Source organism: Streptomyces sp. AB3(2024), assembly GCF_041862025.1.
Taxonomy (GTDB): domain Bacteria; phylum Actinomycetota; class Actinomycetes; order Streptomycetales; family Streptomycetaceae; genus Streptomyces.
The window spans coordinates 17,129-34,856 of record NZ_JBGWAB010000011.1 but is presented as its reverse complement, the minus strand read 5'-3'; the positions used below and the strand labels follow the sequence as shown (position 1 = coordinate 34,856).

The window sequence follows — 17,728 nt, the reverse complement described above, 5'->3', positions numbered from 1 at the left end:
GTAATCCAATGGCTGGACCCCAGCGCCGCGGAAGCGGTGCCGGTGGCGGCGAGCGGCGGGACCGGAAGGGTCGCGACGGTGGTGCTGCCGTCGAGAAGACCGCTTACGTTGAGCGCGTTGTCGCGATCAACCGTGTCGCCAAGGTTGTCAAGGGTGGTCGTCGCTTCAGCTTCACCGCGCTCGTCGTGGTGGGTGACGGTGACGGCACCGTAGGTGTCGGTTACGGCAAGGCCAAGGAAGTTCCCGCGGCCATCGCCAAGGGTGTCGAGGAAGCCAAGAAGAACTTCTTCAAGGTTCCGCGCATCCAGGGCACCATCCCTCACCCGATCACGGGCGAGCGTGCTGCGGGCGTCGTGCTGCTGAAGCCGGCCGCCCCCGGTACCGGTGTTATCGCCGGTGGCCCGGTGCGCGCCGTTCTGGAGTGCGCCGGCGTTCACGACATCCTGTCGAAGTCGCTCGGCTCGTCCAACGCGATCAACATCGTGCACGCGACCGTGGCGGCCCTCAAGGGCCTGCAGCGTCCCGAGGAGATCGCGGCTCGCCGTGGTCTGCCCCTCGAGGACGTCGCCCCCGCGGCCCTGCTTCGCGCGCGTGCTGGGGCGGGTGTCTAATGGCCCGCCTCAAGATCACGCAGACGAAGTCGTACATCGGCAGCAAGCAGAACCACCGCGACACGCTGCGTTCGCTCGGGCTCAAGCGCCTGAACGACGTCGTGGTCAAGGAGGACCGCCCCGAGTTCCGCGGAATGGTTCACACCGTCCGCCACCTCGTGACGGTTGAGGAGGTTGACTAACATGGCTGAGAGCAGCCCGCTGAAGGCCCACAACCTCCGTCCCGCCCCCGGCGCCAAGACCGCGAAGACCCGTGTCGGTCGTGGTGAGGCGTCGAAGGGTAAGACGGCCGGTCGTGGTACGAAGGGCCAGAAGGCCCGCTACCAGATCCCGCAGCGCTTCGAGGGTGGGCAGATGCCCCTCCACATGCGCCTGCCGAAGCTCAAGGGCTTCAAGAACCCGTTCCGCACCGAGTTCCAGGTTGTCAACCTGGACAAGCTCGGCGCTCTCTACCCCGAGGGTGGAGAGGTCACGGTGGCCGACCTGGTCGCCAAGGGCGCGGTTCGCAAGAACAGCCTCGTCAAGGTCCTGGGCCAGGGCGAGATCTCCGTGGCGCTGACGGTTTCGGTTGACGCCGTCTCCGCCTCCGCCAAGGAGAAGATTGCCGCTGCCGGCGGCACCGTCACCGAGCTCGTCTAAGACGAAACTCTTGTGACAAATAGCTAGAAACCCGACCGGGGGTGCCTCACATATGGGGCATCCCCGGTTGGTCGTTCCACGGGGGGCACACTCGCCGGTAAGGTGGCGTGCACCTTTGCTCGTACGTATTCGTCGATCCCTCAGACCGTCACCTCTGACGCAGTAGCGCGGGGGTCGCAGGAGGCACCGTGCTCACCGCGTTCGCCCGGGCGTTCAAGACGCCCGACCTGCGCAAGAAGCTGCTCTTCACGCTCGGCATCATCGTGCTGTATCGGCTCGGGTCCCACATCCCGGTACCCGGCGTGAGCTACAAGAACGTTCAGATCTGTGTCGACTCGATGGGCACCAGCAACAGCCTCTTCGGTCTCGTCAACATGTTCAGCGGCGGTGCGCTGCTGCAGATCACGATCTTCGCGCTCGGCATCATGCCGTACATCACCGCCAGCATCATCCTGCAGCTGCTGACCGTGGTCATCCCGAAGCTGGAGAACCTCAAAAAAGAGGGACAGTCCGGCACGGCGAAGATCACTCAGTACACGCGCTATTTGACGGTCGCGCTCGCGATCCTGCAGGGCACCGGCCTGGTCGCCACCGCGCGCACCGGCGCCCTGTTCGGTAGCTGCCCGGTCGCTCGGGAGATCGTCCCGAACCACTCGATCTTCACCACGGTCGTCATGGTGATCACCATGACCGCAGGTACCTGTGTCGTCATGTGGCTCGGTGAGCTCATCACCGACCGCGGCATCGGCAACGGCATGTCGATCCTCATGTTCATCTCCATCGCCGCCGGTTTCGTCGGCGCGCTGTGGACGATCAAGCTCCAGGGCAAGATCGCTGGAGGCTGGGTCGAGTTCGGCGTGGTCATCCTGGTCGGTCTCGCGATGGTCGCCCTGGTGGTCTTCGTCGAGCAGGCGCAGCGCAGGATCCCTGTTCAGTACGCCAAGCGCATGATCGGCCGCCGGGCTTACGGCGGTACGTCCACCTACATCCCGCTCAAGGTGAACCAGGCCGGTGTCATCCCGGTCATCTTCGCCTCGTCGCTGCTGTACATCCCGGCACTGATCGTGCAGTTCAGCGGCTCGCAGGCCGGCTGGGCGACCTGGATCCAGAAGCACTTCGTCAAGGGCGACCACCCGTACTACATCGCCGCCTACTTCCTCCTGATCGTCTTCTTCGCGTTCTTCTACGTGGCGATCTCGTTCAACCCCGAGGAAGTTGCCGACAACATGAAGAAGTATGGTGGGTTCATCCCGGGCATCCGCGCCGGGCGGCCTACCGCCGAGTACCTGAGCTACGTACTCAACCGGATCACCTGGCCGGGGTCGCTGTACCTGGGTCTGATCGCTCTCGTGCCGACAATGGCGTTGGCGGGCTTCGGAGCCAACCAGAACTTCCCGTTCGGCGGGACGAGCATCCTCATCATCGTGGGTGTGGGTCTGGAAACCGTGAAGCAGATCGAGAGCCAGCTCCAGCAGCGCAATTACGAAGGGTTCCTCCGCTGATGCGAATCGTCCTCGTCGGGCCTCCCGGTGCGGGCAAGGGAACGCAGGCCGCGTTCCTTGCCAAGAACCTGTCGATCCCGCACATCTCCACGGGCGACCTCTTCCGCGCCAACATCAGTCAGAACACGGAGCTGGGCCAGCGCGCGAAGGCGTTCATGGACGCCGGTGACCTCGTCCCCGACGAGATCACCATCGGCATGGCCAAGGAGCGCATGGAGCAGGCGGACGCCGCGAACGGCTTCCTGCTCGACGGCTTCCCGCGCAACGTGTCCCAGGCCGAGGCGCTGGACGAGATGCTCACGGGCGCGGGCATGAAGCTCGACGCCGTCCTCGACCTGGAGGTCGAGGAGGACGAGGTCGTCAAGCGCATCGCGGGCCGGCGGATCTGCCGCCTGGACTCCTCGCACGTCTTCCACGTGACGTACGCGGCGCCGAACGCCGAGGGTGTCTGCGACACCTGCGGCGGCGAGCTGTACCAGCGCGACGACGACTCCGAGGCCACGGTCCGCAACCGGCTGGAGGTCTACCACACGCAGACCGAGCCGATCATCGACTACTACAAGTCGCAGGGCCTCCTGGTGACGATCGCCGCCCTCGGTGAGGTGCACGAGATCACCAAGCGGGCGATGGACGCCCTCAAGAAGTAGTACCCCTGTCGTACAGGTACGGCCGCGGTGTCCCCAGGGCATCGCGGCCGTACTGTTGAGAAGACCCGTTTCGAAGCTGGAAGGCACGCCCCATGGTGCAGATCAAGACCCCCGAGCAGATCGCGAAGATGCGAGAGGCGGGGCTGGTCGTCGCCGCGATCCACGCGGCGACCCGCGAGGCGGCCGTACCGGGCGCCACGACGCGTGATCTGGACATGGTGGCCCGCAAGGTGATCGCGGACGCCGGGGCCAAGTCGAACTTCCTCGGCTACGGCGGCTTCCCCGCGACGATCTGCACTTCGGTGAACGAGGTCGTCGTCCACGGCATCCCGGACGACAGGACGGTCCTCAAGGACGGCGACATCATCTCCATCGACGCCGGGGCGATCGTGGACGGCTGGCACGGCGACGCGGCCTACACGGCCTTCGTGGGCACCGGTCACGCTCCGGAGCTGGTCGAGCTCTCCCGGGTCACCGAGGAGTCCATGTGGGCCGGTATCGCGGCGATGAAGCTCGGCAACCGCCTGGTGGACATCTCGAAGGCGATCGAGGGGTACATCAAGCGCCAGCCGCGGCCGTCCACCGGTGAGCACAGCCTCGGCAAGTTCGGGATCATCGAGGACTACGGCGGCCACGGCATCGGTTCCGAGATGCACATGGACCCGCACCTGCTGAACTACGTCTCGCGCAAGCGGGGCAAGGGCATCAAGCTCGTCCCGGGCCTCTGCCTGGCGATCGAGCCGATGGTCTCCCTGGGCACCGCCCAGACGGAGGTACTGTCGGACGACTGGACGGTCATCACGACGGACGGCACCTGGTCCTCGCACTGGGAGCACTCCATTGCGCTGACCGAGGCCGGTCCCATCGTCTTGACCAGCCCTGACTGTGGCAAGGCGAAGCTGGCGGAGTACGGGGTCACCACGGCTCCCGACCCTCTGGCGTAATGATCTACACTCTGGGGCAAACTTTCCGGATTCGTCTTTCTGGGTGCCCTGACGTAGACTGACTCGTCGGCTCTCGTGCACTTCCATGCCTGCATGGGGCGCGAGGCCGATCAAGGTAGCCGATTCGAAGGGCGAAGCGTGGCCAAGAAGCAAGGTGCCATCGAAATCGAGGGCACCGTGATCGAGTCCCTCCCGAACGCGATGTTCAAGGTGGAACTGCAGAACGGTCACAAGGTCCTCGCGCACATCAGCGGCAAGATGCGCATGCACTACATCCGCATCCTCCCGGATGACCGGGTCGTCGTGGAGCTGTCTCCGTACGACCTGACGCGTGGCCGGATCGTCTACCGATACAAGTAGATCTTGTCCTCACTCCTGCCTGGGCATCCGTCCCGGTGCGGGTGGTGGCACTGACCCGGAGAACCTCACCAACATGAAGGTCAAGCCGAGCGTCAAGAAGATCTGCGACAAGTGCAAGGTGATCCGCCGTCACGGTCGGGTCATGGTCATCTGCGACAACCTGCGCCACAAGCAGCGCCAGGGCTGACGCACGCCGACCGACCTGCCTTCCGCAGTTCTTCGCGCGACGTAAGAAAACGTACATACGCAGAACCCGCCCAGCCCTGAGAAGGGCCGGCGGCACCTCCGGCGGGGGCCGGGGACCCGGACGTACCACCACCCACCAGGGTGGTCGGCGGTCGGGAGTGGTTCTGCGGAAGACCCCCGAACACACAGGAGCCATTTGTGGCACGCGTTTCCGGTGTTGACATCCCGCGCGAAAAGCGCGTGGAGATCGCACTCACCTACGTCTTCGGTATCGGGCGCACCCGGTCCAAGGAGATCCTCGCCTCGACCGGCGTGAACCCGAACACCCGCGTTCGTGACCTGGCCGAAGAGGACCTCGTCAAGATCCGCGAGTACGTGGACGCCAACCTCCGTACCGAGGGTGACCTCCGCCGCGAGATCCAGGGCGACATCCGCCGCAAGATCGAGATCCAGTGCTACCAGGGTATCCGCCACCGTCGCGGCCTCCCGGTGCACGGTCAGCGCACCAGCACGAACGCGCGTACCCGCAAGGGCCCGCGTCGCGCGATCGCCGGTAAGAAGAAGCCGGGCAAGAAGTAGTCCTGTTCAGCGGTCTTGCGCTGTAGGACCGACCACCTCCCGTAGGAGATTTAGATGCCCCCCAAGGGTCGTCAGGGCGCTGCCAAGAAGGTGCGCCGCAAGGAAAAGAAGAACGTCGCTCACGGGCACGCCCACATCAAGAGCACGTTCAACAACACCATCGTCTCGATCACGGACCCCTCGGGCAACGTGATCTCCTGGGCCTCTGCCGGCCACGTCGGCTTCAAGGGCTCGCGCAAGTCCACCCCCTTCGCCGCGCAGATGGCCGCCGAGTCGGCCGCCCGCCGCGCGCAGGAGCACGGCATGCGCAAGGTTGACGTCTTCGTCAAGGGTCCCGGCTCCGGCCGCGAGACCGCGATCCGCTCCCTCCAGGCCACCGGCCTTGAGGTCGGCTCGATCCAGGACGTCACCCCCACCCCGCACAACGGCTGCCGCCCGCCGAAGCGCCGCCGCGTCTGATCCGGGGCGGCGCCTTCCCCGCTTCAGCGGGGGTGACCCGCGCCGCCGCGTCTGACGCAGTGGACGCACCTGTGCGTTCTTGAGTGTCCGGGCGGTACGAACCCCTCGCGGGGGACGTACCGCCCGTACCCTTGTTAGTCCGCAGCCCTGTGCTGCACCCGTCGGGCGTCAAATAGTGGGCGTCCACGACTGAAGGAACAGACATGCTTATCGCTCAGCGTCCTTCGCTGACCGAAGAGGTCGTCGACGAGTACCGCTCGCGGTTCGTGATCGAGCCGCTGGAGCCGGGCTTCGGCTACACCCTCGGCAACTCCCTGCGCCGTACCCTCCTGTCCTCCATCCCGGGTGCCGCTGTCACCAGCATCCGCGTGGACGGCGTCCTGCACGAGTTCACCACCGTGCCGGGCGTCAAGGAAGACGTCACCGACATCATCCTCAACATCAAGCAGCTGGTCGTCTCCTCGGAGCACGACGAGCCGGTCGTGATGTACCTGCGCAAGCAGGGCCCCGGCCTGGTCACCGCTGCCGACATCGCGCCCCCGGCCGGTGTCGAGGTGCACAACCCGGACCTGGTCCTCGCCACGCTCAACGGCAAGGGCAAGCTGGAGATGGAGCTGACCGTCGAGCGCGGTCGCGGCTACGTCTCCGCCGTCCAGAACAAGCAGCTGGGTCAGGAGATCGGTCGCATCCCGATCGACTCCATCTACAGCCCGGTCCTCAAGGTCACCTACAAGGTCGAGGCGACCCGAGTCGAGCAGCGCACCGACTTCGACAAGCTGATCGTCGACGTCGAGACCAAGCAGGCCATGCGCCCGCGCGACGCCATGGCGTCCGCCGGCAAGACCCTGGTCGAGCTGTTCGGCCTGGCGCGCGAGCTCAACATCGACGCCGAGGGCATCGACATGGGCCCCTCGCCGACGGACGCGGCCCTGGCCGCCGACCTGGCGCTGCCGATCGAGGAGCTGGAGCTCACGGTCCGCTCGTACAACTGCCTCAAGCGCGAGGGCATCCACTCCGTGGGTGAGCTCGTCGCCCGCTCCGAGGCCGACCTGCTCGACATCCGCAACTTCGGTGCGAAGTCGATCGACGAGGTCAAGGCGAAGCTGGCCGGCATGGGCCTGGCCCTCAAGGACAGCCCGCCCGGATTCGACCCGACCGCCGCCGCCGACGCCTTCGGCGCCGACGACGACGCGGACGCCGGTTTCGTCGAGACCGAGCAGTACTAAGCAGCACCCGTAGATCTTTCCCGCGGCGTCCGCCTCGGGGGAACTGACACCGGTACCTGACACGGCCGGTGCAGATATGAAGGAGTAACACCATGCCGCGTCCCGCAAAGGGTGCCCGCCTGGGCGGTTCCGCCGCGCACGAGAAGCACCTCCTCGCGAACCTCGCGAAGGCGCTCTTCGAGCACGGCCGCATCACCACCACCGAGGCCAAGGCCCGTCGCCTGCGTCCCTACGCCGAGCGTCTGGTCACCAAGGCCAAGAAGGGCGACATCCACAACCGTCGCCTGGTGCTGCAGACGATCACGGACAAGAGCATCGTGCACACGCTGTTCACCGAGATCGCCCCGCGCTACGAGAACCGCCCCGGTGGTTACACGCGCATCACCAAGATCGGCAACCGTCGTGGCGACAACGCCCCGATGGCGGTCATCGAGCTGGTCGAGGCCCTGACGGTCGCCCAGCAGGCCACCGGTGAGGCCGAGGCCGCCACCAAGCGCGCGGTCAAGGAGGCGGAGGCTGCCGAGGCTCCCGCCGCCGAGGAGACCAAGGAGGCCTGATCCCGCTCCGGGATCGAGTTTTCTTGATCGGCTCTGAACGGGCCCGCCCCTTCCCGGGGCGGGCCCGTTCTGCATTTCTGAGAGAGGATCTGTCACGTGAGTGACGAGGTGGAGCCCGGTCACGTCCGGGTGCGGCTGGACCTGTCCTACGACGGCAAGGACTTCTCCGGCTGGGCGAAGCAGCGGACGCTGCGGACCGTGCAGGGCGAGCTGGAGAGCGCCCTGCAGACCGTGATGCGCCTCAAGGAGCCCGTCGACCTGACCGTTGCCGGGCGCACCGACGCCGGGGTGCACGCGCGCGGGCAGGTCGCGCAGTTCGACCTGGCCGAGGAGGTGTGGGCCGAGCACCACGACAAGCTGCTGCGCCGCCTCGCGGGCCGGCTGCCGCACGACGTACGGGTCTGGAAGGCCGCGGAGGCCCCCGAGGGCTTCAACGCCCGGTTCTCCGCCATCTGGCGCCGCTACGCCTACCGGGTCGGCGACCACCAGGCGGGCGTCGACCCGCTGCGCCGCGGGCACGTGCTGTGGCACCAGTGGCCCCTGGACGTGGACGCCATGAACGAGGCCGCCGCCGCGCTGCTCGGCGAGCACGACTTCGCCGCGTACTGCAAGAAGCGCGAGGGCGCCACGACGATCCGTACGCTCCAGGAGCTCAGCTGGGTGCGGGACGCGGACGGGATCGTCACCGCGACGGTGCGGGCCGACGCCTTCTGCCACAACATGGTCCGCTCCCTGGTCGGAGCCCTGCTGCACGTCGGCGACGGGCACCGGCCCGTGGAGTGGCCCGGACAGGTCCTGGCCGCCGCCGTACGGGACTCCTCGGTGCACGTGGTGAAGCCGCACGGGCTGACGCTGGAGGAGGTCGGCTACCCGGCGGACGAGCTGCTGGCCGCCCGCAGCAAGGAAGCGCGCAACGTGCGGACCCTGCCGGGGGCGGGCGGCGGCTGCGGGGGCTGCTGAGCCCCGGCCCGTCGGGCGGTCACGGGGCCGAGAGGATCGGAGCCCGCCGGCACCGGCCCCGGGGAAAGCATTTGGGCGGTGCCCCGGTGGCCCGGGAGAATGCCCCGCATGGGACATCTCGAAGCCAGCCACCTGGAGTACTACCTTCCCGACGGGCGGGTCCTGCTCCCCGACGTCTCCTTCCGGGTGGGGGAGGGGTCGGTCGTCGCCCTGGTCGGGGCGAACGGGGCCGGCAAGACCACCCTGCTGAAGCTGATCTCCGGGGAGCTCCAGCCGCACGGCGGCGGGGTGACGATCAGCGGCGGGCTCGGCGTGATGTCGCAGTTCGTGGGCTCGGTGCGGGACGAGACGACCGTGCGGGACCTGCTGGTGTCGGTGGCGCAGCCGCGGATCCGGGAGGCCGCGAAGGCCGTGGACCGGGCCGAGGAGCTGATCCTGACGGTGGACGACGAGGCCGCGCAGATGGCGTACGCGCAGGCGCTCAGCGACTGGGCGGACGTCCAGGGCTACGAGGCGGAGACCCTGTGGGACGTCTGCACGATGGCCGCGCTGGCGATCCCCTACGACAGCGCGCAGTTCCGCGAGGTGCGCACGCTGTCGGGCGGTGAGCAGAAGCGCCTGGTCCTGGAGGCGTTGCTGCGCGGGCCGGACGAGGTGCTGCTGCTCGACGAGCCGGACAACTACCTGGACGTCCCGGGCAAGCGCTGGCTGGAGGAGCAGCTGCGGGCGACCCGCAAGACGGTGCTGTTCGTCTCCCACGACCGGGAGCTGCTGACCCAGGCCGCGGAGAAGATCATCAGCCTGGAGGCGAGCCCGACGGGCAGCGACGTGTGGGTGCACGGCGCGGGCTTCGGGACGTACCACGAGGCCCGCAAGGAGCGTTTCGCACGGTTCGAGGAGCTCAAGCGGCGCTGGGACGAGGAGCACGCCCGGCTGAGGGCGCTGGTGCTGCGGCTGCGCAACCAGGCGGCTTCCAGCCCCGACATGGCCTCGCGCTACCGGGCGATGCAGACGCGCTTCCAGAAGTTCGAGGAGGCCGGCCCGCCGCCGGAGCCGCCGCGCGAGCAGGACATCAGGATGCGGCTGAAGGGCGGGCGTACCGGGGTGCGCGCGCTGACCGTGGAGAACCTGGAGCTGACGGGGCTGATGAAGCCCTTCTCGCTGGAGGTGTTCTACGGGGAGCGCGTCGCGGTGCTCGGCTCGAACGGTTCCGGCAAGTCGCACTTCCTGCGGCTGCTGGCGGGCGAGGACGTCAAGCACACGGGCGACTGGAAGCTGGGCGCGCGGGTGCTGCCGGGCCATTTCGCGCAGACGCACGCGCATCCGGAGCTGTTCGGCCGCACGCTCGTCGACATCCTGTGGACGGAGGCGGCGAAGCCGCTGGGCGCGGCGATGGGCGCCCTGCGCCGCTACGAGCTGGAGCGCCAGGCGGAGCAGCCGTTCGAGAAGCTCTCGGGCGGGCAGCAGGCCCGTTTCCAGATCCTGCTGCTGGAGCTGGCCGGCACCACGGCGCTGCTGCTGGACGAGCCGACGGACAACCTCGACCTGGAGTCGGCGGAGGCCCTGCAGGACGGGCTGGAGTCGTACGACGGCACGGTGCTGTGCGTGACGCACGACCGCTGGTTCGCCCGGACATTTGACCGTTACCTGGTCTTCGGTTCGGACGGTGTTGTGCGGGAGACTCAGGAGCCCGTCTGGGACGAACGCAGGGTCGATCGCAAGCGCTGAAACGCTGACCGCGCGTTCGACGGACGGAGTCCGGCGCAGCCGGCCGAAGCCCCTGAGGCCCCTGGGCCGAGGGGTGCGAGGGCGGCGGTGTGAAAAGGGGTCTCAGGAGCCCGTCTGGGACGAACGTAGGGTCGATCGCAAGCGGTAGGGGCTGTCGACCCCTGCGGGGCGAGGGGGAGGCGCTGTGGGGCTGCGGCCTGGCATCTGGCTCATGAAGTGGGACCGCCCGTCCGCGGCCGGGCGGCGGACCGCCTGGCTGATGGGGCCGGCGCCGTGGGCCTGGCGGGCCGTCTCGCTGCTGGTCCTGCTGACGGTCTCGGTCTCGTCGAGCCTGCGCCCGAACTGGGGCTCCGACAACGCGTTCGTGGTCAAGGCCGCGGACGCGTTGCTGTCGGGGGTCTCGCCGTACGAGGACAAGCGGTTCCTGTACCTGCCCAGCGCCGTGCTGATGGCGGTGCCGGAGGCGATGGTTCCGCGGGAGGCGCTGCGCTGGCTGCTGCCGCTGGGGATGACCGGGCTCGTGGGGGTCGGCTGGTGGGCCTCGCTGCGGCTGTTCGCGGTGCCGCTGTGCTCGCGGTTCGCGGTGGGCGGCTTCGGGCTGCTCGCGTTGGCCTACAAGCCGTACGCGAACCTCGTGCTGATCGGCAACTGGACGGCGATCTCGGCGGCCGCCCTGCCGGTGGCCCTGCTGCTGGCGCACCGGCGCTCGTGGGCCGCGGCGGGGCTGGTGGTGGGGCTGGCGATCGCCTGCAAGCCGATGCTGGTGCCGGTCGGGCTGCTCTTCGTCCTGGCCCGGCAGTGGCGGGGGCTGGCGGGGGCGGTGCTGGTGCCGGTGGTGCTGTCGCTCGTGGGGGCCCTGCTGATGCCGAGCCCGACGCTGTTCTTCACCAAGACCCTGCCGTTCCTCCTCAAGGGGCAGGACGCCTACGCGCTGCCCTGGGACGCCTCGCCGATCGCGGTGCTGCCGCGGCTGGGGCTGCCGGAGGCGGTGGCGGTGGTGCTGGCGGGCGTGGGGGCGCTGGCCGGGCTGTGGGCGGTGCGCGTGCGGTGGCGGCGTTCGCAGGGGGAGGCCGACGGGGGTGCGCTGAGGCTGACGGAGACGTCGTGCATGGTGATGCTCGCCGCATTCCTGGTGTCGCGGCCGTCCTTCGACCACTACCTGCTGGTGGTGCTGCCGCCGCTGCTGGCGTCGGGGGTGCGGGAGGGGTCGATGCCGCGCTCGCCCTTGTTCTGGCTGGCCCTGGTGCCCCAGGCGGCCCTCGTTCCGTGGCCCTCCGAGCTGGCCCACAAGCGGCGCGCGTTCCGGGACATGGCGGCCCTGTGCGGGCTCGCGGGTCTGCTGCTGCGTCGTGTGCTGCGCTCGGGTCGGGTTACTCTGGGACCCGTAACAACTGCGGGGTCCCCATCCAGGACCGAACCGGAGTGCGCCGCGACGCCAGCTGCATCGGCATCGCGGACCGCGTTTTGACCCGTACGGGTCTTCTTGGGTACTCTGCTGGTTTGTTATGCGTATTGGCTTTCTCATTCTCACGTGAAAGGGCCTTACGCCGGTCCACCGGGCCGATGACCAGCGGTTCACACGGGTTGCGTCCCCGATGTGGACAAGCGGCTGTCGTGATCGTCCGTGGTGACCCTGTCAGGACCCTTCCCGCGGGGCTCGTGCCCTATGGGATGACCCACCACTGAAGAAGCGAAGGCATACGCGTGCGTACGTTCAGCCCCAAGCCCGGCGACATCTCGCGCCAGTGGCTCGTCATCGACGCCCAGGACGTTGTCCTCGGCCGTCTGGCGACCCAGGCCGCTGCCCTCCTGCGGGGTAAGCACAAGCCGACCTACGCCCCCCACATGGACATGGGCGACTTCGTCATCATCGTCAACGCCGACAAGGTTCACCTGTCCGGCAACAAGGCGACCCAGAAGATGGCGTACCGCCACTCCGGCTTCCCGGGTGGTCTGCGTTCGGTCCGCTACGACGACCTCCTGGCGAACAACCCGGAGAAGGCCGTCGAGAAGGCCATCAAGGGCATGCTCCCCAAGAACACCCTGGGCCGTCAGATGCTCTCGAAGCTGAAGGTCTACTCGGGCGACCAGCACCCCCACGCTGCCCAGCAGCCGGTGCCGTTCGAGATCACCCAGGTCGCGCAGTAGTTCCGGCCACCCCCTAAGACGTAGAAAATTCTGAGGAGCATCGTGGCCGAGACCACCGCCGAGACCCCCGTCGAAGAGTTCGAGGGCGTCGAGGAGTACACCACCGAGTCCGAGGTTGTCGTCGAGGGCGACTACACCTCCGAGTCGCTTGCCGGTCGCTTCGGTGACCCCCAGCCGGCCGCCGGCCTGGGCCGTCGCAAGAACGCCATCGCCCGCGTCCGGATCGTTCCGGGCACCGGCAAGTGGAAGATCAACGGTCGCACCCTTGAGGACTACTTCCCCAACAAGGTGCACCAGCAGGAAGTCAACGAGCCCTTCAAGCTCCTTGAGCTCGACGGCCGCTACGACGTCATCGCCCGCATCGCGGGTGGCGGCGTCTCCGGCCAGGCCGGTGCCCTGCGCCTCGGCGTTGCCCGTGCGCTGAACGAGGCGGACGTGGACAACAACCGCCCGGCGCTGAAGAAGGCCGGCTTCCTTTCCCGCGACGACCGTGCGGTCGAGCGCAAGAAGGCCGGTCTCAAGAAGGCCCGTAAGGCTCCGCAGTACAGCAAGCGTTAATCTGCGCCTGCTGTTCTGCAACGAAACCGCCCCGGCAGCACTCTCCGTGCTGTCGGGGCGGTTCGTTTACCGCCACAAGCGGCAATACCTGTCACAAGCGGTCACAAAGCGAAGCGTGAACTCGGGAGGACAACAGTGGGACGACTCTTCGGGACGGACGGTGTACGAGGCGTCGCCAATGCGGATCTGACGGCCGAGCTCGCGCTCGGCCTCTCCGTGGCGGCCGCGCACGTACTGGCCGAGGCGGGCACCTTCGCGGGCCACCGGGCCACGGCGGTCGTCGGCCGCGATCCCCGCGCGTCGGGCGAGTTCCTGGAGGCCGCGGTCGTCGCGGGCCTCGCCAGCGCCGGCGTGGACGTCCTGCGCGTCGGTGTGCTGCCCACCCCGGCGGTGGCGTATCTCACCGGTGCGCTGGGCGCCGACCTCGGCGTGATGCTCTCCGCGAGCCACAACGCCATGCCCGACAACGGCATCAAGTTCTTCGCGCGCGGCGGCCACAAGCTCGCCGACGACCTGGAGGACCGCATCGAGTCGGTCTACGAGGAGCACCGCACGGGCGCTCCCTGGGACCGCCCCACCGGTGACGGCGTCGGCCGCGTCTCCGACTACACCGAGGGCTTCGACAAGTACGTCGCCCACCTCATCGGGGTCCTGCCGAACCGGCTCGACGGCCTGAAGGTCGTCCTCGACGAGGCCCACGGCGCGGCCGCCTACGTCTCGCCCGAGGCCTTCACCCGCGCGGGCGCGGAGATCGTCACGATCGGCGCCGAGCCCGACGGCCTCAACATCAACGACGGCTGCGGCTCCACCCACCTGGGACTGCTCAAGGCGGCCGTCGTCGAGCACGGCGCCGACCTCGGTATCGCGCACGACGGCGACGCCGACCGCTGCCTGGCCGTGGACCACACCGGCGCCGAGGTCGACGGCGACCAGATCCTCGCCGTGCTGGCCGTGGCCATGCGCGAGGCGGGCCAGCTGCGCGAGAACACCGTGGTCGGCACCGTCATGTCCAACCTGGGCTTCAAGCTGGCGATGGAGGCCGAGGGCATCCAGGTCGTGCAGACCGGGGTCGGCGACCGCTACGTGCTGGAGTCGATGAAGGAGCACGGCTACGCGCTGGGCGGCGAGCAGTCCGGCCACGTGATCATCCTCGACCACGCGACCACCGGCGACGGCACGCTGACCGGCCTGATGCTGGCGGCGCGCGTCGCGGCCACCGGGCGCGGCCTGGCCGACCTGGCCGGGGTCATGACGCGGCTGCCGCAGATCCTGATCAACGTCCCGGACGTGGACAAGTCCCGGGTCGCGACCTCCGGCGAGCTGGCCGCGGCCGTCGCCGACGCCGAGCGGGAGCTGGGCACCACCGGCCGGGTGCTGCTGCGCCCGTCCGGCACCGAGCCCCTCGTGCGGGTGATGGTGGAGGCCGCCGACATCGAGCAGGCCCGCGCGGTCGCCGGGCGGCTGGCGGACGTGGTGAAGTCGGCGCTCGGCTAGCCCCGGCTACTTCGAGGTGTGCCGTGGCGCACCCGGCGGGCGGATCATCCGGCCCCGCTGGGTGCGCCACAGCAGTTTCCAGGCGAGGAGGGTGAGGCTCCCGGACAGGACGATGCCCAGCAGGTTCAGCGACAGCTGTATGGCCGAGCCCCACATCTGGCCGAAGTCCCCGTAGGACAGGGCCACGGCGGCGTTGGCGGCCGCGGGGACGGTGGTGACCGAGATGGCCACGCCGACCAGGGCGCCGGACTTCGCCGAGGTCAGGGAGAGCATGCCGACCACGCCGGCGAGCAGGGCCACGACGAAGGAGAACGGGTCGGGCTGCCAGATGAAACTGGTGTTGGGCCGGGGGTCGTCCAGCATGCTCTCGTGGAAGAGCCCGAGGGCGTCCATCACCAGGCTGAACACGGTCGTCGCCACGATCGCGGCGGCGAAGCCGACCAGCAGGGCGAGCGTGGAGCGCGAGGTCAGCCGCGGGGCGCGCTGCACCAGGCCCGTACAGATCCCGGCGAGCGGGCCGAACTCCGGACCGACGGCCATCGCGCCGACGATCAGGACCGCGTTGTCCAGGACCACGCCGCAGGCCGCGATCATCGTGGCGACGATCAGGAACACGCAGTAGGTGATCGTGAGGGTGGACTCCTCATGGGTGGACTCGGCGAGCTGTTCCCAGATCACCGCGTCCGCGGCCTCGCCCGGAGCCTCGTCCTCCGCCATGTCGGCGCGCCGCGAGATCGACAGGTCGATGTGCTCGACGGCGATGGAGCCCGACTCGTCGATGCCGAGCCCGCGCATCTCCTGCAGCAGCTCGTCGGCGGCCTCGCGGGCCACGTCGCACATCACCACGTCGCCCGCGGGGTCGCGGGCGGCGCCGGTCAGCACGACCAGGTGCGTGGTGCCGACCGTCCGGTGGATCAGGTCCACGACCTGCTCCGTCAGGGCGTGCGGGGTGATCATCCTCAGGTGGAGCATGCCCGCACCCTAGCCGCCTGGAGCCCGCGGCCCGCTCAGAGCTTGCGCAGGCTCAGCTTCTGGACCTTGTGGTCGGGGCCCTTGCGCACGACGAGGGTGGCGCGTCCGCGGGTGGGCGCCACGTTCTCCAGCAGGTTGGGCTTGTTGATGGTCCGCCACATCGTCTGGGCGTACTCCAGGGCCTCCTCCTCGGAGACCTGGGTGTACTTGCGGAAGTAGGAGAAGGGGTTCTGGAACGCCGTCTCGCGCAGCCTCCTGAAGCGGTTGAGGTACCAGCGCTCGATGTCCTCGGGCCGCGCGTCCACGTACACGCTGAAGTCGAAGTAGTCGGCCAGGCCGACGCGGGTGCGGCCGTCCTTGCCGGGCAGGGCCGGCTGGAGGACGTTCAGCCCCTCGACGATCAGGATGTCGGGGCGGCGCACGACGAGCCGCTCGCCCGGGACGATGTCGTAGATCAGGTGCGAGTAGACCGGGGCCGTGACCTCGTCCTTGCCCGCCTTGATGTCGGCGACGAAACGGGTCAGCGCCCGGCGGTCGTAGGACTCCGGGAAGCCCTTGCGGGCGGTCAGGCCGCGCCGCTGGAGCTCCTTCATCGGGTACAGGAACCCGTCCGTGGTGACCAGCTCGACGCGGGGGTGCTCGGGCCAGCGCGCGAGGAGGGCCTGGAGCAGACGGGCCACCGTCGACTTGCCCACCGCGACCGAGCCGGCGACCCCTATGACGAAGGGGGTGCCCTGCTGGGCGCCGTGCCCGTTGCCGGCGTCGCCGAGGAAGGTGTTCAGGGTGCCGCGCAGGTTGCTGGTGGCGCCGACGTAGAGGTTGAGGAGGCGGGAGAGCGGGAGGTAGACGTCGCGCACCTCGTCGAGGTCGATGACGTCGCCGAGACCGCGCAGCCGCTCGACCTCCTGCGCCGTCAGGGGCAGCGGCGTGCGCTCGCGCAGGGCGCTCCACTCCGCGCGGGTGAGGTCGACGTAGGGGGAGGCCTCGTGGCCCCGGCGGCGCGTGGGGTGCGCGGCAGGCTCGGGGTGCGTGGGGTGCTCCGATCCGACGGGGCGCTCCGTTGCGCTGTCCGGCGTGCTTCGTGGCGGCGAAGTGATCACAGGGTCATTGTCGGGGCTCGGGGCCGGTCGTGGGTGGTGGGGTCGGTCACGTGGCCGACGGCCCCGTCGAAGGCGCAGGTGGTGGGGTTGTACGGGTCCGGGTATCGATCGGAACCCCGTCCCGTCTCATGCCGATCACGATTGGTCCCCGGTGCCGGGAACTCCGGCGGGGCGACCGGACGGGTCATACATTGATCGCTACCGCGACGCCGTTCCGTGTGCGTGCGGTGTTCTTTTTCCCTGGGGGGATCCTTCGTGCGCAGCACCCTTGTCCGTCGTACCGTCCTGACCGCCTCCGCGGTGTCCCTGGCCCTGCTCGCCACCGCCTGTGGCTCCGACAAGGCCGACACCAAGGGCGACGCCAAGCCCGACCCGCGGCCGTCCGCGCCGTCGGCCGCTCCCGCCGCGAAGGGCAAGTCGGACGCGGAGCTGTCCGGTCTGCTGGTCACGCAGGCGGACGTCCCGGACTACGTGGTCAACGCCCAGGCCGCCGCCAAGCTGTCCAAGGTCGACGAGAACCAGCTGACCACCGACAAGGCCGCCTGCAAGGTCCTGGTGCAGACCCAGGCCCTGCAGAAGATCGGCAAGCCGGCCGGCGTCGCCCGTACCGCGCTGGGCGCCAAGCCGAAGGAGCCGGCGGCCGGCGCCTCGCCCGAGGAGAAGCTGGAAGCGGTCAAGAACGCCCTCGGCACCACCGTGACCGCGACCGGTCTGTCCTCCTACGACGGCCAGGGCGCACAGGAGACCCTCGCGGCCTTCAAGACCGCCGGGCAGATCTGCGCGGGCGGGTTCTCCTCCACCTCGGAGGGCGAGACCACCAAGTACGAGAGCGTGGCCGCGGGCCCGGCCGTCACCGTCGGCGACGAGGCCGTCAGCCTGAGCCTCACCATCGACCTGGAGGGCGGGGACAAGGGCACCCTGCTCCTCGTCATGGCGCGCAAGGGCGGCACGGTGGCCTCCTTCAGCTCGATCAGCCTCCTGGGCAAGGCCGACTCCCCGACGGCCCTGATCGACGCTCAGGCCAAGAAGCTCGGCTGACCTTCCACGCCCGCACGTCG

21 protein-coding genes are annotated in these 17,728 nt (G+C 68.9%); 19 read left to right on the top strand and 2 right to left on the bottom strand.

Translation table 11 applies throughout. The features are described 5' to 3' along the window. The first annotated feature begins 8 nt into the window (after positions 1-8). The 18 genes from rpsE to glmM all read left to right on the top strand — a co-directional run bounded on the left by rpsE (position 9) and on the right by glmM (position 14,598). Positions 9-611 carry a 30S ribosomal protein S5 gene (gene rpsE, locus ACEPPI_RS07340; RefSeq protein ID WP_030230653.1) on the top strand — a complete coding sequence of 201 codons (603 nt, stop codon included), beginning with the start codon at positions 9-11 and terminating at the stop codon, positions 609-611. Beyond that, positions 611-793: a 50S ribosomal protein L30 gene (gene rpmD / locus ACEPPI_RS07335; RefSeq protein ID WP_005313525.1), complete on the top strand. Its 183-nt coding sequence runs from the start codon at positions 611-613 to the stop codon at positions 791-793. Before rpsE ends, rpmD begins: the two co-directional genes overlap by 1 nt. A 1-nt stretch (position 794) precedes the next feature. Then, a complete protein-coding gene (rplO, locus tag ACEPPI_RS07330; protein WP_030230657.1) occupies positions 795-1,250 on the top strand; it encodes a 50S ribosomal protein L15 in 456 nt (151 codons plus the stop codon). 188 nt (positions 1,251-1,438) lie between these two features. Continuing rightward, positions 1,439-2,752 (top strand): preprotein translocase subunit SecY, encoded by a 1,314-nt coding sequence (secY, locus tag ACEPPI_RS07325; protein WP_030230660.1) that lies wholly within the window; start codon positions 1,439-1,441, stop codon positions 2,750-2,752. Continuing rightward, a complete protein-coding gene (locus ACEPPI_RS07320; protein WP_373914417.1) occupies positions 2,752-3,399 on the top strand; it encodes an adenylate kinase in 648 nt (215 codons plus the stop codon). Before secY ends, ACEPPI_RS07320 begins: the two co-directional genes overlap by 1 nt. Before the next feature lie 92 nt (positions 3,400-3,491). Further along, a complete protein-coding gene (gene map, locus ACEPPI_RS07315; protein WP_373914416.1) occupies positions 3,492-4,343 on the top strand; it encodes a type I methionyl aminopeptidase in 852 nt (283 codons plus the stop codon). A 138-nt stretch (positions 4,344-4,481) separates the two neighbouring features. After that, the gene (infA, locus tag ACEPPI_RS07310; RefSeq protein WP_003956442.1) at positions 4,482-4,703 is read left to right on the top strand and encodes a translation initiation factor IF-1; all 222 of its coding nucleotides are present in this window, start codon (positions 4,482-4,484) and stop codon (positions 4,701-4,703) included. A gap of 73 nt (positions 4,704-4,776) precedes the next feature. Then, positions 4,777-4,890 carry a 50S ribosomal protein L36 gene (gene rpmJ, locus ACEPPI_RS07305; RefSeq protein WP_003956441.1) on the top strand — a complete coding sequence of 38 codons (114 nt, stop codon included), beginning with the start codon at positions 4,777-4,779 and terminating at the stop codon, positions 4,888-4,890. A gap of 197 nt (positions 4,891-5,087) precedes the next feature. After that, the gene (gene rpsM / locus ACEPPI_RS07300; RefSeq protein ID WP_007265919.1) at positions 5,088-5,468 is read left to right on the top strand and encodes a 30S ribosomal protein S13; all 381 of its coding nucleotides are present in this window, start codon (positions 5,088-5,090) and stop codon (positions 5,466-5,468) included. 54 nt (positions 5,469-5,522) lie between these two features. Beyond that, positions 5,523-5,927: a 30S ribosomal protein S11 gene (rpsK, locus tag ACEPPI_RS07295; protein ID WP_003956432.1), complete on the top strand. Its 405-nt coding sequence runs from the start codon at positions 5,523-5,525 to the stop codon at positions 5,925-5,927. 203 nt (positions 5,928-6,130) lie between these two features. Next, positions 6,131-7,153 (top strand): DNA-directed RNA polymerase subunit alpha, encoded by a 1,023-nt coding sequence (locus tag ACEPPI_RS07290; RefSeq protein ID WP_008739666.1) that lies wholly within the window; start codon positions 6,131-6,133, stop codon positions 7,151-7,153. Positions 7,154-7,245: 92 nt separating this feature from the next. Further along, complete coding sequence (gene rplQ / locus ACEPPI_RS07285; protein ID WP_215023458.1) at positions 7,246-7,710, top strand: 50S ribosomal protein L17; 465 nt, start codon at positions 7,246-7,248, stop codon at positions 7,708-7,710. Positions 7,711-7,806: 96 nt separating this feature from the next. Beyond that, complete coding sequence (gene truA, locus ACEPPI_RS07280) at positions 7,807-8,670, top strand: tRNA pseudouridine(38-40) synthase TruA (protein WP_373914415.1); 864 nt, start codon at positions 7,807-7,809, stop codon at positions 8,668-8,670. Positions 8,671-8,778: 108 nt separating this feature from the next. Continuing rightward, positions 8,779-10,398 (top strand): ABC-F family ATP-binding cassette domain-containing protein, encoded by a 1,620-nt coding sequence (locus ACEPPI_RS07275; protein WP_373914414.1) that lies wholly within the window; start codon positions 8,779-8,781, stop codon positions 10,396-10,398. A gap of 211 nt (positions 10,399-10,609) precedes the next feature. Next, the gene (locus ACEPPI_RS07270) at positions 10,610-11,866 is read left to right on the top strand and encodes a glycosyltransferase family 87 protein (protein ID WP_373914413.1); all 1,257 of its coding nucleotides are present in this window, start codon (positions 10,610-10,612) and stop codon (positions 11,864-11,866) included. A 236-nt stretch (positions 11,867-12,102) separates the two neighbouring features. Beyond that, positions 12,103-12,546 carry a 50S ribosomal protein L13 gene (gene rplM / locus ACEPPI_RS07265; protein ID WP_030230678.1) on the top strand — a complete coding sequence of 148 codons (444 nt, stop codon included), beginning with the start codon at positions 12,103-12,105 and terminating at the stop codon, positions 12,544-12,546. A gap of 42 nt (positions 12,547-12,588) precedes the next feature. After that, a complete protein-coding gene (gene rpsI / locus ACEPPI_RS07260) occupies positions 12,589-13,104 on the top strand; it encodes a 30S ribosomal protein S9 (protein ID WP_030230680.1) in 516 nt (171 codons plus the stop codon). A 135-nt stretch (positions 13,105-13,239) separates the two neighbouring features. After that, positions 13,240-14,598 carry a phosphoglucosamine mutase gene (gene glmM / locus ACEPPI_RS07255; protein WP_373914412.1) on the top strand — a complete coding sequence of 453 codons (1,359 nt, stop codon included), beginning with the start codon at positions 13,240-13,242 and terminating at the stop codon, positions 14,596-14,598. 6 nt (positions 14,599-14,604) lie between these two features. Here the strand turns inward: glmM and ACEPPI_RS07250 are convergent, their stop codons facing one another. Continuing rightward, a complete protein-coding gene (locus ACEPPI_RS07250; RefSeq protein ID WP_373914411.1) occupies positions 14,605-15,570 on the bottom strand; it encodes a DUF389 domain-containing protein in 966 nt (321 codons plus the stop codon). Positions 15,571-15,605: 35 nt separating this feature from the next. Further along, on the bottom strand, positions 15,606-16,670 hold the full coding sequence (gene coaA / locus ACEPPI_RS07245) for a type I pantothenate kinase (RefSeq protein ID WP_373914410.1): 1,065 nt from the start codon (positions 16,668-16,670) through the stop codon (positions 15,606-15,608). Between the two features lie 255 nt (positions 16,671-16,925). Here coaA and ACEPPI_RS07240 point away from each other — a divergent pair, with 255 nt between their 5' ends. Then, entirely contained in the window at positions 16,926-17,708 is a 783-nt protein-coding gene (locus ACEPPI_RS07240; protein ID WP_373914409.1) for a hypothetical protein, read from the top strand. Positions 17,709-17,728: the final 20 nt, after the last annotated feature.

Excerpts from the sequence above, each read along its gene's own strand:
- rpsE (WP_030230653.1), top strand. The coding sequence starts at position 9 with ATGGCTGGACCCCAGCGCCGCGGAAGCGGTGCCGGTGGCGGCGAGCGG.
- map (WP_373914416.1), top strand. The coding sequence starts at position 3,492 with ATGGTGCAGATCAAGACCCCCGAGCAGATCGCGAAGATGCGAGAGGCG.
- ACEPPI_RS07250 (WP_373914411.1), bottom strand. The coding sequence starts at position 15,570 with ATGCTCCACCTGAGGATGATCACCCCGCACGCCCTGACGGAGCAGGTC.
- rplQ (WP_215023458.1), top strand. The coding sequence starts at position 7,246 with ATGCCGCGTCCCGCAAAGGGTGCCCGCCTGGGCGGTTCCGCCGCGCAC.
- rpmD (WP_005313525.1), top strand. The coding sequence starts at position 611 with ATGGCCCGCCTCAAGATCACGCAGACGAAGTCGTACATCGGCAGCAAG.
- rplO (WP_030230657.1), top strand. The coding sequence starts at position 795 with ATGGCTGAGAGCAGCCCGCTGAAGGCCCACAACCTCCGTCCCGCCCCC.
- rpmJ (WP_003956441.1), top strand. The coding sequence starts at position 4,777 with ATGAAGGTCAAGCCGAGCGTCAAGAAGATCTGCGACAAGTGCAAGGTG.
- ACEPPI_RS07320 (WP_373914417.1), top strand. The coding sequence starts at position 2,752 with ATGCGAATCGTCCTCGTCGGGCCTCCCGGTGCGGGCAAGGGAACGCAG.
- ACEPPI_RS07270 (WP_373914413.1), top strand. The coding sequence starts at position 10,610 with ATGAAGTGGGACCGCCCGTCCGCGGCCGGGCGGCGGACCGCCTGGCTG.
- rpsK (WP_003956432.1), top strand. The coding sequence starts at position 5,523 with ATGCCCCCCAAGGGTCGTCAGGGCGCTGCCAAGAAGGTGCGCCGCAAG.
- ACEPPI_RS07275 (WP_373914414.1), top strand. The coding sequence starts at position 8,779 with ATGGGACATCTCGAAGCCAGCCACCTGGAGTACTACCTTCCCGACGGG.
- ACEPPI_RS07290 (WP_008739666.1), top strand. The coding sequence starts at position 6,131 with ATGCTTATCGCTCAGCGTCCTTCGCTGACCGAAGAGGTCGTCGACGAG.